At 64.8% G+C, this 15502-nt stretch carries 14 protein-coding genes; 9 read left to right on the forward strand and 5 right to left on the reverse strand.

Features of this window, described 5'->3' with window-relative positions:
- The first annotated feature begins 22 nt into the window (after positions 1-22).
- From ABIB66_RS25715 to ABIB66_RS25745, 7 genes are read left to right on the forward strand one after another with little or no spacing between them, the layout of a single operon-like run.
- Positions 23-955: an ABC transporter permease gene (locus ABIB66_RS25715; protein ID WP_354205029.1), complete on the forward strand. Its 933-nt coding sequence runs from the start codon at positions 23-25 to the stop codon at positions 953-955.
- Positions 952-1857: an ABC transporter permease gene (locus ABIB66_RS25720; protein ID WP_275169308.1), complete on the forward strand. Its 906-nt coding sequence runs from the start codon at positions 952-954 to the stop codon at positions 1855-1857. The genes ABIB66_RS25715 and ABIB66_RS25720 overlap by 4 nt, the downstream gene beginning before the upstream one ends.
- Positions 1858-1864: 7 nt before the next feature.
- Entirely contained in the window at positions 1865-2971 is a 1107-nt protein-coding gene (locus tag ABIB66_RS25725; protein ID WP_354060218.1) for an ABC transporter ATP-binding protein, read from the forward strand.
- A 24-nt stretch (positions 2972-2995) separates the two neighbouring features.
- A complete protein-coding gene (locus ABIB66_RS25730; RefSeq protein WP_473320519.1) occupies positions 2996-3484 on the forward strand; it encodes a (2Fe-2S)-binding protein in 489 nt (162 codons plus the stop codon).
- Between the two features lie 2 nt (positions 3485-3486).
- Positions 3487-5874, forward strand: a complete 2388-nt coding sequence (locus tag ABIB66_RS25735) for a xanthine dehydrogenase family protein molybdopterin-binding subunit (RefSeq protein ID WP_354256060.1) — start codon at positions 3487-3489, stop codon at positions 5872-5874.
- A gap of 11 nt (positions 5875-5885) precedes the next feature.
- Entirely contained in the window at positions 5886-6683 is a 798-nt protein-coding gene (locus tag ABIB66_RS25740; RefSeq protein ID WP_354205036.1) for an FAD binding domain-containing protein, read from the forward strand.
- Positions 6684-6700: 17 nt separating this feature from the next.
- Entirely contained in the window at positions 6701-8188 is a 1488-nt protein-coding gene (locus ABIB66_RS25745) for an amidase (RefSeq protein ID WP_354256063.1), read from the forward strand.
- A 3-nt stretch (positions 8189-8191) separates the two neighbouring features.
- Here the strand turns inward: ABIB66_RS25745 and ABIB66_RS25750 are convergent, their stop codons facing one another.
- Positions 8192-9091: a LysR substrate-binding domain-containing protein gene (locus ABIB66_RS25750; RefSeq protein WP_354205040.1), complete on the reverse strand. Its 900-nt coding sequence runs from the start codon at positions 9089-9091 to the stop codon at positions 8192-8194.
- A gap of 199 nt (positions 9092-9290) precedes the next feature.
- On the opposite strand from ABIB66_RS25750, the gene ABIB66_RS25755 reads away from it, so the two are divergent.
- Positions 9291-10088, forward strand: coding sequence for a fumarylacetoacetate hydrolase family protein (locus ABIB66_RS25755; protein WP_354205042.1), 798 nt, complete (start codon positions 9291-9293; stop codon positions 10086-10088).
- A 193-nt stretch (positions 10089-10281) separates the two neighbouring features.
- On the opposite strand, the gene ABIB66_RS25760 is transcribed toward ABIB66_RS25755, so the two are convergent.
- A complete protein-coding gene (locus ABIB66_RS25760) occupies positions 10282-11133 on the reverse strand; it encodes an HpcH/HpaI aldolase/citrate lyase family protein (RefSeq protein WP_354205044.1) in 852 nt (283 codons plus the stop codon).
- Positions 11133-11585, reverse strand: coding sequence for a MaoC family dehydratase (locus ABIB66_RS25765; protein ID WP_354205046.1), 453 nt, complete (start codon positions 11583-11585; stop codon positions 11133-11135). The genes ABIB66_RS25760 and ABIB66_RS25765 overlap by 1 nt, the downstream gene beginning before the upstream one ends.
- A 230-nt stretch (positions 11586-11815) precedes the next feature.
- Here ABIB66_RS25765 and ABIB66_RS25770 point away from each other — a divergent pair, with 230 nt between their 5' ends.
- Complete coding sequence (locus tag ABIB66_RS25770; protein WP_354205048.1) at positions 11816-12982, forward strand: acyl-CoA dehydrogenase family protein; 1167 nt, start codon at positions 11816-11818, stop codon at positions 12980-12982.
- 55 nt (positions 12983-13037) lie between these two features.
- On the opposite strand, the gene ABIB66_RS25775 is transcribed toward ABIB66_RS25770, so the two are convergent.
- Both ABIB66_RS25775 and upp read right to left on the reverse strand, forming a co-directional pair.
- A complete protein-coding gene (locus tag ABIB66_RS25775) occupies positions 13038-14624 on the reverse strand; it encodes an AMP-binding protein (RefSeq protein WP_354205050.1) in 1587 nt (528 codons plus the stop codon).
- Between the two features lie 33 nt (positions 14625-14657).
- On the reverse strand, positions 14658-15293 hold the full coding sequence (gene upp, locus ABIB66_RS25780; RefSeq protein WP_275169298.1) for a uracil phosphoribosyltransferase: 636 nt from the start codon (positions 15291-15293) through the stop codon (positions 14658-14660).
- Positions 15294-15502: the final 209 nt, after the last annotated feature.

The raw sequence follows: 15502 nt of genomic DNA on the forward strand, positions 1-15502 counted from the left end.
TGAACGAAGCGCCGGCGCGACGATGCGCCGGTGCCAAAAGATCGACTTCGAGGCGTTTGCCGACATGCAGCCAAGTCTTAGTCCAGCTCAAACCTCACCACACGCAAATCTCGCCGGCTGGCTCTACGTGTCGCCGCTCGTGCTGGTGCTGGTGCCGTTCTTCGTGGCGCCGATCCTGGTCGTGCTGGCGGCGAGCTTTTTCGCCACTGACGGCTTTGGCGGGCTGACGCCGGGTTTCACGCTCGCAAGCTATGTCGAGGTGCTGCATTCGGCACTGACGCTGAAGCTGTATCTGGCGACGATCAAGTTCACGGTTCTGACCTGGATCTTCACGCTGATCATTGGCTTCTTCGTCGCATACTTCCTGGTTTTCCACGTCCGCAACCAACTGCTGGCGATTGGTCTGTTCCTGCTCTGCACGGTACCGTTCTGGACCTCGAACATCATCCGGATGATTTCCTGGATACCGCTCCTCGGCAAGGAAGGCCTGATCAACCAGGTGCTGCTGGGGCTCGGTGTGATCCGCCAGCCGCTTGAAGTGTTGCTGTTCTCCGACCTCGCGGTGGTCATCGCCTATGTCCATCAGCTCACCATTTTCATGATCGTGCCGATCTTCAATTCCATGGCACGGATCGACAAGAAGCTGATCGAGGCCGCGATCGATGCAGGCGCCAGCCGTTTCGACATCATGCGCCTGATCGTGGTCCCGATGTCCAAGAGCGGCATCGCGCTCGGCACCATCTTCGTCGTCTCGATCGTGATGGGCGATTTCTTCGTGGTCAAGGTGATGTCCGGCGGCGGCTCGGCCTCGGTGGTCAGCGCGTTCTACGAGGACGTCGGTGTATTGCAATATCCGACCGCAGCCGCGAGCGCCGTGCTGCTGACGCTGGTGCTGGTCGCGATCGTCTCGCTGATCCTGCGCACCGTCGACATCAGGCAGGAGATCACGCGATGAGCGCGGTTCTCGCCGACATGCCCAAAACCGACATGTCAAAGATGGTCGCGCCCGCGACGACCAAGGCGATAGCACCGAGCAAGGGCGGCCGGCCGTGGACGTTCTATCTTCTGGCGACGCTATTCGGGTTCTATGTGATCGCGCTGTACGGCCCGATGTTCTGCATCTACGTCCTGTCGTTCCAGGACATCCGCGGCGGCCTCGTCTTCCCGATGAAGGGACAGTCGCTACACTGGTTCGTCGATCTCTTCACCCAGGTGCGGACCGGCGACGTCAAGGGCTCGTTCGATCGTTCGATCAAGCTCGCCGTCATTGTCACCGTCATCACGGTGGTTGTCTCGTTCCTCGCCGGTCTCGGTTTTCGCAAGCGCTTTCGCGGCGACACCGTCGTGTTCTACATGATGATCGGCAGCCTGGTCGCGCCCGGTCTCGTGCTCGGCCTCGGCACCGGTCTGTTATTCCAGGCCCTCGGGCTCAATGCGAGCTGGTACACCTCGGCGCTCGGCGCGCAACTGTCCTGGACGCTGCCGTTCGGCGTGCTCGTGATGTTTGCGGTGATGTCGCGCTTCAACCACGTCTGGGAGGAGGCGGCCTACGACCTCGGCGCCAGCCGCTGGCAATCGATCCGGCTGGTGATGATCCCGGTACTGGCGCCCGGCCTGGTCGCGGTCGCGCTGTTCGGCTTCACGCTCTCCTACGACGAGTTTGCGCGTAGCCTTCAGACCGCGGGCTCACTGAACACGCTGCCGCTGGAGATCTGGAGCATGACCCTGAACGTCACGTCCCCCTCGCTTTACGCGCTCGGCACGGTGACGACGATTGTCTCCTTCATCGTCATCGGCGCGAGCCTGGGCAGCATCGTGCTGATCCAGAAGAAGCGCGGCAGCAGCACAAAGGGTTGAGCTGGGAATGAAGAGCGATCGCGGCGATATCGAACTGGCGGGCATCTGCAAGAGCTTTGACGGCGTCACCAACGTGGTGGACGGCGTCAATCTCAAGATCGCCGACGGCGCCTATTGCTGCTTCATCGGCCCGTCCGGCTGCGGCAAGACCACGATTCTGCGCATGATCGCGGGGCATGAAGACCCGAGTGCGGGTGAGATCGTGATCGGCGGCCAGAACGTCGTCGGTCTCGCGCCGGTGCAGCGGCGCACCGCGATGATGTTTCAGTCCTACGCGCTGTTCCCGCACCTAACCGTGCGCGACAACATCGCGTTCGCCTTGCGCGTGCGCGGCATGTCGAAGGCCGATCGTCTGCGCGCTGCGGATGCCATGATCGAGAAGGTGCGTCTGACGCAATTCGCCGACCGCCTGCCGGCCCAGCTCTCCGGCGGCCAGCAGCAGCGTGTGGCGCTGGCGCGCGCCGCGATCACCGAGCCGAGGGTACTTTTGCTCGACGAGCCGCTGTCCGCCCTCGACGAACAGCTCCGCGTGCAGATGCGCCAGGAGCTTAGGCGGATGCAGCAGGAGCTCGGCATCACCTTCATCCACGTCACCCACACCCAGCTCGAGGCGATCGCGCTCGCCGATCTGGTCGTGGTGATGGAGCAGGGCAGAATCAAGCAGGCGGGCGCGGCGCGCGACGTCTATGCCCATCCGCACGATCGTTACGTCGCCGAATTCATGGGCGGGCAGAACGTCCTGTCGGGGCGCGTCGAGAAGGTCAACGGTTCGACTTTTACGCTCGCGCAGGCCGCGCCTGACGGCATCGAGGTCCCGCTTCAGGCGCGGTCCACGGTCAGCGTCGGTGACAGGATCGATATCGCCGTGCGTCGCGACGATGTCGCGCTGGTCCGGCCGGGCAGGGAGCTGCCGCCGGGCTGCTCCACGTCGCTGCCGAGCCGCGTGCTTGCGATCGAGTACCAGGGCTATTTCGTCAAGGTCATGCTGGACACCGTGCCGGATGACGCGTTCGTCGCCTACGTGCCGGAAAAGACCTTCTTCGCGGATCCCTTCACCGTCGGCGACGTCGTGATGGCCACATGGGCCACCGGCAGCGCGCTTCCACTCGCCTAAAGACCCGTCGCGCACAGGAGTATGATCGTGCAGATATCCTTCACACTCAACGGACGGCCGACAACTGTCGAGGTCGAGCCGGCGACGCTGGTTGCCGAGCTGCTGCGCGAGCGGCTGAATCTCACCGGTACCCATATCGGCTGCGACACCAGCCAATGCGGCGCCTGCGTCGTGCATCTCGATGGCCTGCCGGTGAAGAGTTGCACGCTGCTGGCGCCTGCGCTCGACGGTGCGGCGCTGCTCACCATCGAGGGCCTGCAAGGTGCGCCCGGTTCGAACCAGCTGCATCCGATGCAGGAAGCGTTTCGTGAGCATCACGGTCTGCAATGCGGTTTTTGCACGCCCGGCATGCTGATGACGGCGGTGGCGCTCGCGACCGAAAAGCCGGACCTGACGGAAGCCGACGTCCGCCACGGCCTTGAAGGCAATATTTGCCGCTGCACCGGCTATCAGAACATCGTCGTCTCGGTCATGGCTGGCGCTGCCGCCATGAACGCCGCCAAGGGAGAGTGACCATGGGCAATGTGATCGGGATCGGCGCTTCACCCAAGCGGAAAGAGGACCAGCGCTTCCTCACCGGCCGCGGCAATTACGTCTCCGACATCAAGCGGCCCGGCATGACGGCGGGTGTGTTCGTGCGCTCGCCGCACGGACACGCGATCCTGCGCGGCATCGACAAGGGTGCGGCACTCGCATCGCCTGGCGTCATTGCGGTTCTTACCGGCGAGGATGCCGCCACGGACAATCTGGGATCGCTGCCCTGCGGTTGGGGTATCACGGATGCCAAGGGCGCGCCGATGAAGGAGCCGCCGTTCCCGATGCTGGCGCAGGGCAAGGTGCGCTTCGTCGGCGACATGGTCGCCTTCGTCGTCGCGGAGACGCCGGCGCAGGCCGGTGCGGCAGCCGAGCTGCTGACTGTCGATTACGAGGTGCTGCCCTCGGTGGTCGGCGTGCTCGAAGCGGTGCGGCCCGGCGCGCCACAACTGTTCGACGACGTTCCGAACAACATCTGTTGCGATTGGGAGCTCGGCGACAAGGCCGCGGTCGAGACCGCGTTCCGGAAAGCGGCACATGTCGCGAAGCTCAGCCTCGTCAACAACCGTCTGATCGGCAACCCGATGGAGCCGCGCGCGGCGATCGCCGAATATGAGCCCGGCACGGATCGCTTCACGCTGTGGACCACCAGCCAGTTCCCGCATGTCGTTCGCTTCCTGATGGGTGCGCTGGTGCTGAACATCCCGCAGCACAAGCTGCGCGTGGTGGCGCCCGATGTCGGCGGCGGCTTTGGCGTCAAGCAGTTCCACTACGGTGAGGAGGCCGTGATCACCTGGGCCGCCAAGCGCGTGATGCGGCCGATCAAATGGGTGGCGAGCCGCTCCGAAGGCTACGTCTCCGATCGCCACGGCCGCGATCACGTCACCGAGGCCGAACTCGCACTGGACGAGACCGGGAAGTTTCTGGCCTTCCGTGTCAACACGCTCGCCAATATGGGCGGCTATCTCTCGACTTTCGGACCGAACATTCCGACCAATCTCTACGGTCCGCTGCTCGGCGGCGTCTACACCACACCTGCCATCTACTGCAACGTGAAGGTGGTGTTCACCAACACCGTTCCGGTCGACGCCTATCGCGGCGCCGGCCGACCCGAGGCGACTTTCGTCTTGGAGCGCATCGTCGACGTCGCGGCAACCGAGATGGGGATCGACCGGGTGGAGATCCGCCGACGCAACATGATCCCGAAGGAGGCCTATCCGTATCAGACGCCGGTGCTGGTGCAGTACGATTCCGGCGATCCGATGGGGTGTCTCGACGGCGCTCTTGTCGCGGCCGACGTCAAGAGCATCGGTATCCGCAAGGCGGAGTCGGCGCGCAGGGGCAAATTCCGCGGGCTCGGCTACTCGACCTATGTCGAGGCCTGCGGCCTCGCGCCGTCGCGCTTCGCGGGACGATTGGGCGCGCGCGGCGGGCTCTATGAGAGTGCCACGGTGCGGGTGCATCCGACCGGCCAAGTCACGGTCATGATCGGCACCCACAATCACGGCCAGGGCCACGAGACGACCTTCGCGCAGATCGTCTCGGAAAAGCTCGGCGTCGCGTTTGACAATGTCGATATCGTGTTCGGCGATACCGATCGCGTGCAGTTCGGCATGGGTACCTACGGCTCGCGTTCGCTGGTAGTCGGCGGCGCGGCGCTGTCGAAGGCGACGGACAAGGTGGTTGCGAAAGGCAAGAAGATCGCGGCGCATCTGCTCGAAGCAGCCGAAGTGGATATTCACTTCGAGGCCGGAAAATTCTCGGTCGCGGGCACCGACCGCATGAAGACGTTCGAGGAGATCGCGGGTGCCGCCTACGTGCCGCACGACTATCCGCTCGAAGTGCTGGAGCCGGGGCTCGAGGAGCAGGCTTATTACGATCCCGTCAACTTCACCTATCCCGGCGGCTGCCACATTGCCGAGGTCGAGATCGATCCGGAAACCGGCACGGTGACGCTGGTCAACTACACCGCGGTCGACGACGTCGGCACCGTCATCAATCCGATGATTGTCGAGGGCCAGTTGCACGGCGGCATCGTGCAGGGCGTCGGTCAGGCGCTCTATGAGAACGCGGTCTATGACGAGGGCTCGGGCCAGCTGCTGTCGGGCTCGCTGATGGACTACTGCATGCCGCGCGCCGACCACATGCCGATGATGAAAATCGCGACCCATTCGACTCTGTGCACGCACACGCCGATGGGCGTAAAGGGCTGCGGCGAGGTCGGCACCATCGGTTCGCCGGCGGCGGTCATCAACGCGGTGGTCGATGCGCTGTCGCATCTCGGCGTCACCCACGTCGACATGCCGGCGACGCCGAACCGGATCTGGCGCCTGCTGCAAAACGCGTCGCTGCCGGTCGCTGCTGAATAGGGAGGATGACAATGAAGCCGTTTGCCTATCACCAGCCGGACCGGATTCCCGACGCTGCCAAACTGCTGACCTCGATCGAGGACAGCAAGCTCGTCGCCGGCGGCATGACCCTGATCCCGACGCTGAAGCAGCGGCTCGCCAGTCCGCCTGCCCTAGTCGACCTGTCGAGGCTCGGACATCTGAAGGGCATCACCGACGATTGCGCCGCTATCACCATCGGTGCGATGACGCCACATGCGGTGGTGGCCGCCTCGAAGCTGGTGCAGGCAAAGATTCCAGGTCTTGCCGCGCTGGCTTCGATGATCGGCGATCCCGCCGTGCGCATCCGCGGCACCATCGGCGGCTCCGTCGCGAACAACGATCCGGCGGCCGATTATCCGGCAGGTGTGCTCGGTCTTGGCGCGACCGTCGTCACCAGCACGCGCGAGATCGCGGCCGACGGGTTTTTCCGCGGCCTGTTCGAGACCGCGCTTGAACCAGGCGAGATCATCACGGCGATCCGCTTTCCGGTGCCGGTCAAGGCGGGCTACGCCAAGTTCAAGGCGCCGGCGTCGCGCTATGCGCTGGTCGGCGTGTTCGTGGCGAAATTCGCCGATGGCGTTCGCGTGGCCGTGACCGGAGCGGGCTCCGGCGTATTCCGCGTTCCCCCGATGGAGGAAGCGCTGTCGCGAAATTTCGATCCGTCCGCGATCGCGGCGATCAGGATCGACACCGACGGTCTCACCTCCGACATCCATGCCGAAGCGGACTACCGTGCGCATCTCGTCACGGTCATGGCCAAGCGCGCCGTCGACGCGGCGCTCAGCTAGCACTTTTAGGGTTGATGATGACTGATGGTTCCGGCCGAACGGCCTTCCCGCCGGCGCCGACTGGCCTTGGCTCGCTTTCTGCAACCGAGATCCTGGCCGGCTACCGGCGCAAGGCGTTCACTCCGCGCGATGTCGTCGACGACACCATTGCCGCGCTGGAGGTGACGAACGAGGCCTGCAACGCGGTGGTGACGCCGATGTACGAGCAGGCGAGGGCGGAGGCCGATCGTCTCACCAGGGAGATGCGCGCCGGCGATGCCAAGGGACCGCTCGCCGGTGTACCCGTCACGATCAAGGATCTGGTCTTCGTCGCAGGCGTGCCGGCCTATGGTGGCTCGCCGATGAACAAGGCCTTCGTGCCCGATGTCGATGCGGCGGTTGTCTCGGCGCTGAAGGAGGCGGGTGCCATAATCACCTGCAAGACCACGACCTGCGAGTCCGGTTACAAGTTGACGGCGGACAGCCTGGTCACCGGCACCACGCGCAATCCCTGGAACCCCGGTCGCACCAGCGGCGGATCGAGCGGCGGCGCGGCGGCGGGCGTCGCCGCCGCCTGCGGTCCGATCGCGATCGGAACCGACGGCGTCGGCTCGATCCGCGTGCCCTCGTCCTTTTGCGGAGTGTTCGGGCTGAAGCCGACCTTTGGCCTGGTGCCCCGTTCGCCCGGCTTCTCGCCACCGTCCTGGGGCTCGCTCGCGCATACCGGGCCGATCACGCGCACGGTCGCGGATGCCGCGCTGACGCTGGAGATCATCGCCGGTTACGATCTGCGCGATCCCGCGAGCCTGCCGGTTGCGGCGCGGCGGTTCGATGCGAATGCCGAGCCGTTGAACGGCATTCGTATCGGCGCCAGCGTCGATCTCGGCTACGCCGCCGTCAGTCCCGATGTGCGCGCGGCGTTCGGCAAGGCGCTGGCCATTCTGGATGCCTGCGGCGCGCAGGTCACCATGGATGGTCCTGGCCTTGATCCCGGCATCCTCGAGCACACGCTGAAGCCGATCGCCTTCACCGAACAGGCGGCCGCGGTCGCGAGCAAGAGCACGGCTGATCTCGCCAGCTCCGAAGCAGATTATCTCGATGTCATCAGTGCCGGCCGGCGCTACAGCGGCACGGACTATATCGAAGCGGGGTATCGCCGCGGCCAGGCTCGCAGCGGCTTCCTGAAGCTTTTCGAACGCGTCGATGCGCTGGTGACGCCGACCGTCGCGGTGACCGCGTTCGAGGCCGGCCGCCTCGGCGTCGACACGATCGACGGCGGCAAGGTCGATCCGCATCTGGGCTGGTCGCCCTTCACCTGGCCGATCAATCTCGCCGGCCTTCCGGCGGCGACGCTGCCCTGCGGCTTCGATCGCGATGGAATGCCGATCGGCCTTCAGATCGTTGCGCGCTGGCTCGACGAGCCTACGATCTTCCGCATCGCGGCTGCGTTCGAAGAGGCCCAGCCATGGGCGGCGTTCTGGCCGTCACTGGCGCTCCGCGAAAGTGCCGCGCGCGCGAAGGTTTGAAGCTCAGGACAGCTCGATCGGGTCGCCGCGGCCGCTGAGCTCCTCGTCGAGGCGGAGATAGTGCGCGAGGTAGTCGTGCAAGGCGGTCGCCGCCTTCGAGGTCGCGGCGCTCGACTTGTAGAGCAGCAGCTCGATCTTCGGCAATGGCGGCAGGCCCTCGTTCGGGCCGATCTCGCGCATCGCCGGCACCAGGGCGCTGCGGCCGAGTACGGTCACGGCCATGCCGGCGAAGGCCGCCGCCTGAAGGCCGCCGACGCTTTCGCTGACGCAGGCGATGCGCCAGCGCAAATTCGCGCGTTCCAGCGTGTCGATCGCGTAGTCGCGATAGATGTTGCCGGGCGGCAGCAACGCCAGCGGAATGGGCCGTTCCTGGTGCGCGGCGGACTGCTCGCCGGTCATCCAGACCAGTTGCTCGCGCCGTACCACCTGGCCGCCCGTAAAATCGTTCATGCGGGTGACGAGCGCGATGTCGACATCGCCGCGCTTGACCAGGCCCACCAGCGGCGTCGAGAGCGCGCAATTGAGCTCGACCTGGACGCGGGGGAAGGATTTTCGGAACACGCTGAGGATCTGCGGCAGCATGAAGGCGGCATAGAGGTCGGGCGTGCCGAGCACGACCTGACCCTCGATCTCCTGCGACGCCAGTTGCGAAATCAATTCGTCATGCAACCGCAGGATGGATTTGGCGTAGGTGAGAACCGTGGTGCCGTCCTCGCTCAGCGTCAGCCGGCGGCCTGCATGCTCGAATAATTGTTTCCCGGTGAGCTCCTCCAGCCGCTGCAATTGCAGGGTGATCGCCGGCTGGGTGCGGCCCAGCCGCCGCGCGGTCTCAGTGATGCTGCCGGTCTCGACCACGGAGATCAGCGACCGGAGCATGCGAATATCGAGGCTGATGAGGTTCATGCGGCGTCCATGTCGCCCAGAATTTATGCAAGTTCCATGCTAGGGCGAAGGGGAGCCGGGGTGGGAAGGCTCGGTCGCAGACGGCGTGTTCTCAATTGGACGACGTGCCGGTTCCAGCATTGCTGGCATACTGAATATTGATTATCAGGCGGCTCGGCGCGCATGATGCGCCCAACGAACATAAAAAGGGAGCGCAAACATGAAAGAGATCTCAGCAACGCGACGGGAGCTGCTCGCAATTGCCGCGGCGGCGAGTGCTGCCTCAATCGCGGAAGTTGCGCCGGCTGCGGCGCAGGCCGGCCTGAAGCCGATCTTTCCGGTGCCGATGGTCACCATTCCGATCGTCGGCGAAACCCAGGTGTTCCAGGTCCGCCGCATCTACTGCATCGGGCGTAACTATGCGGCGCACGCGATCGAGCGCGGCTCGGACCCGAACCGCGAGCCGCCGTTCTTTTTCCAGAAGCCGACCGACGCAATCCAGAACGTCGCTGTGGGCGAGGTTGCCGATCATCCCTACCCGTCGCTGACCAAGAACTATCACCACGAGGTCGAGCTGGTCGCCGCGCTGAAGTCCGGCGGCTCCAACATTCCGGCTGAGAAGGCGCTCGACCATGTCTATGGTTACGCGCTCGGCCTCGACATGACCCGGCGCGATCTCCAGAACGGGATGGCCGCGGAGAAGAAGCCGTGGGAGATAGGCAAGAGCTTTGACCACGCCGCGGTGATCGGGCCTATCCACCCGGCCAGCAAGACCGGTCATTTCGACAAGGGCGCCATTTCGCTGGCGATCAACGGCACCGTCAAGCAGAGCTCGGATCTCAGCAAGATGATCTGGAGCGTGGCCGAACAGATCGCAAAACTGTCGGAAGCGTTCGAGCTCAAGGCCGGCGACATCATCTATTCCGGCACGCCGGAGAATGTCGGCCCGGTCGTGAAGGGCGACGTGCTCTTGTGCAAGCTCGACGGCCTGCCGGACATGTCGATCAAGATCGTCTGATTGTCTTCGCCTCTCCCCGCTTGCGGGAAAGTGAGGGGCGGGACGTTGTCGCTTCGTCATGCCCGGGCTTGTCCCGGGCATCCACGTTCTTGGGCGCCGGTTGCGTGGAAGCCCGTGGATGGCCGGGACAAGCCCGGCCACGACGATGCTGAGAGCGGCTTCGATCCCGTCTGTCGCAGCGCGGCGTCCTGATCTAGCTCTGGCCGAGGATCTTCATCGCGGCACGAAGATGCGGCTTGTCGATCATCTGGCCGTCGAGGCGCAGCGTGCCGGAGTTCGGATTGTTCGCGAACGCCGCGATCACCTTCTCCGCCCAATTGCGCTCGGCCTCGGTCGGCTCGAACGCCGCGTTGACCACGTCGACGTGCTTGGGATGGATCAGCGCTTTCGCCGAAAAACCGTCGCGCCGCGCCGCGCGCGTTTCCTGTTCGAGCCCCGCCAGATTGTCGATATCGGTATAGACGGTGTCGATCGGCGCGACCTCGGCCGCGGCGGCCGCCATCAGGCAGAGATCGCGCGCCAGGCGATAAGGACTGTGGAACACGCCGCCTGACGCCTTTTCAGTAGCGCCGAGCGAGGCCGAGAGATCCTCCGCGCCCCACATCAGGCCCGCGAGGCGAGGGGAGCAGCCCTTATAGCTGCCGAGCCCGAAGATCGATCCTGCGGTTTCGGTCGCGACGCAGACGATGCGTGTTGAGCCGATTGCGATACCAGCCGCAGCTTCCAAAGCTTCCAGCCAGGTCGCGACCTGCCGCACGTCGTCGCCGCCCTGCGATTTCGGCAGCACGATGCCGTCGGGCTTGCCTGGAATCACCGCGGCAAGGTCAGCGAGCGTCATGCCGGTGTCGAGCGCGTTGACGCGGACATAGAGCTGATGGGGCTTGTTGCGGCCCTTCAGCATCGCCAGCGTCAACCCGCGCGCCTCCGGCTTCTTGTCTGTGACGACGGAATCTTCGAGATCGATGATCAGCGCGTCGGCGTTGCCTTCGCTGGCCTTCTCGAATTTGCGCGGGGAGTCGCCCGGCACGAACAGCATCGAACGCATCAGACCGGCCTCTTGTGCATCATCGCCATGCGGCGGCATTTGCCGACGATCTCGTCGTTCTGGTTGAGAGCGTGGTGCTCGAACTCGACGATGCCCGCCTTGGGGCGCGATTTGGATTCCCGCAACGAAAGCACCTTCGTCGTCGCCTGCAAAGTGTCGCCATGGAAGACCGGTTTCGGAAAAGTGACGTCGGTCATGCCGAGATTGGCAACGGTGGTGCCCATGGTCGTATCATAGACCGTCATGCCGATCATGATGCCGAGGGTGTAAAGGCTGTTGAAAATGCGCTGGCCGAACTCGGTCTGGGCCGCAAAATGTGCGTCGATGTGCAGCGGCTGCGGATTGAGCGTCAGCAGGCTGAACATGGTGTTGTCCATCTCCGTGACGGTCCGCGTCAGGGGATGCCTGAACTCCTGGCCCACGGAAAACTCCTCGAAATAAAGTCCGGCCATCGCGGTCTTCCTCCCTGCGAAATAACAGCGCGCTCGCACCGTCGCGCTGCATGATCCCATGCATGGTACACACAGTTGGCAGGCAAATTCACGTATCTGTCCCCCGTTTTTCGAGCTAAAGAACGCAAGCGAGGGCACGTCCGGGCACAGCAATGGGCCACGGCCTTCGCGTGGGAAACGCGAAGAGGCGGGGAGATTGCGCGGGCGCGGTTCCCAACAAGGAGACCATCATGGATTTCGCGCTCACCGATCAGCAGGAGGCCATTCGCGACGCGATCGCGAAGATCTGCGAAGGCTTTCCTGATGCCTATTGGCTGAAGAAGGACCATGACGGCGGTTTTCCGCACGACTTCCACAAGGCGCTGGCCGACGCCGGCTGGCTCGGCATCTGCGTGCCGGAGGCCTACGGTGGCTCCGGGCTCGGCATCACCGAAGCCGCGATCATGATGCGCGCCATCGCCGAATCCGGCGCCGGCATGTCCGGCGCATCCGCGGTGCACATCAACGTGTTCGGCCTCAATCCCGTGGTCGTGTTCGGCACCGAGGAACAGCGCAAGCGCATGCTGCCGCCGATGGTCGAGGGTCGTGAGAAGGCCTGCTTCGCCGTCACCGAGCCCAACACCGGCCTCAACACCACCCAGCTCAAGACCCGCGCGGTGGCCAAGAACGACCGCTACATCGTCAACGGCCAGAAGGTGTGGATCTCGACCGCGCAGGTCGCGCACAAGATCCTGCTGCTGGCGCGCACCACGCCGCTGGAGGACGTGCGCTCGCCGACGCATGGGTTGAGCCTGTTCTATACGGACTTCGATCGCAACAGGATCGAGGTCCACGAGATCGAGAAGATGGGCCGCAAGATCGTCGATTCCAACGAGCTGTTCTTCGAGGACTTCGAGATCCCCATGGAAGACCGGATCGGCGAAGAAGGCAAAGGCTTCCAGTACATCCTCGAAGGCATGAACCCGGAGCGCATCCTGATCGCAGCGGAAGCAGTCGGCCTCGGCAAGCTCGCGTTGTCGCGCGCGACTGAATACGCCAAGACCCGCGTGGTGTTCAACCGACCCATCGGCAAGAACCAGGGCATTCAGCATCCGCTGGCCGTAAACTGGGTCGAGCTCGAGGCGGCCTGGTTGATGGTGATGTCGGCGGCCTGGCAATACGACAAGGGCATGCCCTGCGGCGGCGCCGCCAATGCCGCGAAATACATTGCGGGTGAGGCCGGATATCATGCCTGCGAGCAGGCGGTGATGACCCATGGCGGCTTCGGCTATGCCAAGGAGTTCCATGTCGAGCGTTACTTGCGCGAAGTTCTGATCCCGCGCATCGCGCCGGTCAGCCCGCAGCTCGCGCTCAGCTTCATTGCGGAAAAGGTGCTTGGACTGGCCAAGTCATACTAGCTAACGCGCGACCTTTTGGCCTAGACGAGTTCGCGCGCTAGCCCAGTGGCCGTGCTTATTCAGCAGCGATCCGCTCCATCGCCATAGCCCGAAGCCGGGCGCGCTGGATCTTGACGCCATTCGCGCTGTCGGTGACGGGGAAGGCCTCCACGACATAGATCCGCGCCGGGACCTTGTAGCCGGCGAGCCGCTCGCGCAAGCGCGTGATCAACGCGTCCTGCCGCGGCGGCTCGTGGTGGGGGTCCTGGATGGGGATCACGAAGGCAACGCAGCGGGCGTTTCCCTTCAGATCGACCGCGACGACCTGGGCGTCGGCCACGCCAGCGCACGATTTGAGCTCGTCCTCGATCTCGCCGGGCGCAACCAGGAAGCCGCCGAGCCGCATGGCATCGCCCGCGCGGGTTTCGTAGACGAAGGAGCCGTCGCCGCGCAGCCGGCCGATATCCCCGGTGCGGAAGAAGCCGTCCGCGGTGATGGCGTCGCGCGTCGCGTCGGGATTGTTGTAGTAGCCGAGGAAGCGTGACGGCGCACGGATCTCGATCTCGCCGGAGACACCTGGAGCGGCGAGTTCGCCGGTCTCGGTGTCGCGCACACGGACCTTGGCCTCCGGCGACATCGGCCAGCCGCCGCCCTCGATGCGATCGGTGAAGGCGTCACTCGCGCGTGCGATCGAGAACAGCGCCTGCACCTCGCTCGAACCGTAGAGGCCGAACAGGGGCATGCCGCGCGCCTCGGCCTCCGCGGCGAGTTCGCGCCAGCCGGGCTGGAACGCGGCAAAGCCGCAGATTTCGAGCTGCGGAAACGGATGCAGCGCGTCGGCGAGGGTGAGGATGCGGCGGAACATCTCGTCCGAGCCAAAAGCGTGGGTGATCCCGTACTCGCGGAGAATCTTCAGCGCCGGCGCGCCCTCGAAGGCGTCGAGCGCATGGACGGTCGCGCCCGCTGCGATGAAGCCGAGCAGGCTCGTCATGCCGAAGGTGCCGCAGAACGGCAGCATGGCCAGCAGCGCATGGCGCTGCGGCGAGAGTTTTAGCGCCTTGGCAACGGAGGCGGCGTGCGTGGCCAGCGTGCGCTGCGAATGCGCGACAAGCTTCGGTCCCTTGGTGGTGCCCGATGTCGTGTAGAGCAGCAAAGGCAGATCGACGTCCTCATCCGCTGGGGGAGCCGGCGGATAGGGCTTGTCGAAGGCATCGAAGCGCACGCACGGCCAATGTGCGGGGATCGCATCCCCGCCAACTACCGCGAGTTCTCGCAGCGCAGGCACCTCGTCCTTGGCGACGTCAGCGAGAATAGCGGCAAAGTCGATCGAGCGGAACGCGGCTTCGATCACCATCAGCCTGGCGTCGGACAGCTTCAGGAGATGAGCGACCTCCGCGCTGCGGTAGCGTGTATTGACGGCGGCGACGATTGCCCCGAGCCGGGCGGCGGCGAACAGCAGCGCGATCCATTCGATCCGGTTGACCAGCCAGACCGCGACGACGTCGCCCTTGCCAATACCCTGCGCGGCAAGCCAGGCGGCGGTCTGCTCGATCTTTTCCGAGAATTCCGCGCGCGAGACCGGCGTGCCGTCGAACACGAAGGCCGGATCGGCGGCGGCTTCGGTCCGGATCAGTGTTTGCAGCGAAAATACGTTGGCGCTCATGACAACCGGACTAACCCGACCGCGCGAACCTGTCTACTTGGTGCCGAACATCCGGTCGCCGGCGTCGCCCAGCCCCGGCACGATGTAGCCGTGGTCGTTCAGCCGCTCATCGATCGCGGCGGTCCAGACCGGCACGTCGGGATGTTCGCTCTGGAACTGCGCGACGCCTTCAGGCGCGGCCAGAAGGCAGACGAAGCGGATGTCGCGGGCGCCGCGCGCCTTCAGCAGCGAGGCGCCGGCGCAGGCCGAGTTGCCGGTCGCCAGCATCGGGTCCATCAGGATCACGGTGCGGTCCGACAGGTCCTGCGGCGCCTTGAAGTAATATTCCACGGCCTGCAACGTCTGGGGATCGCGGTAGAGTCCGATATGGGCGATGCGCGCCGAGGGCATCAGCGCCAGCATGCCGTCGAGGAAGCCGACGCCGGCGCGCAGGATCGGCGCCAGCGTGAGCTTCTTGCCGGCGATCTTGGGCGCCCGCATCGGCGCAATCGGCGTCTCGATCTCGACCAGCTCCAGCGGCAGGTCGCGCGTCACCTCGTAGCCGAGCAGCATCCCGATCTCGTTCAGGATCTCGCGAAAGCTCTTGGTCGAGCGGTCCTTCTCCCGCATCAGGGAGAGCTTGTGCTGGACCAGGGGATGGGCGACGACGTTGACGTTGCTGGTGCTCATGAACCCGATCTACACGGTTCCGCGAAATTTCGCCAGATCGGCCGGGTGTTTTTGGCCACGCCCTCTCCGAGGGGATACGCACCCTCAACCGGGCATCGTGACCGCGCTGCGGAGCCGGTTGCTCGCCTCCTAGGCAGCCATGGTCAATTCGCGGTCGATGGCGTGAGGGCTTATGCTCCGAGCCCGCGCGCCACGAGTGTGATGACGAG

This window comes from Bradyrhizobium sp. F1.13.3, from assembly GCF_040548265.1.
In the GTDB taxonomy this organism is placed as follows: domain Bacteria; phylum Pseudomonadota; class Alphaproteobacteria; order Rhizobiales; family Xanthobacteraceae; genus Bradyrhizobium.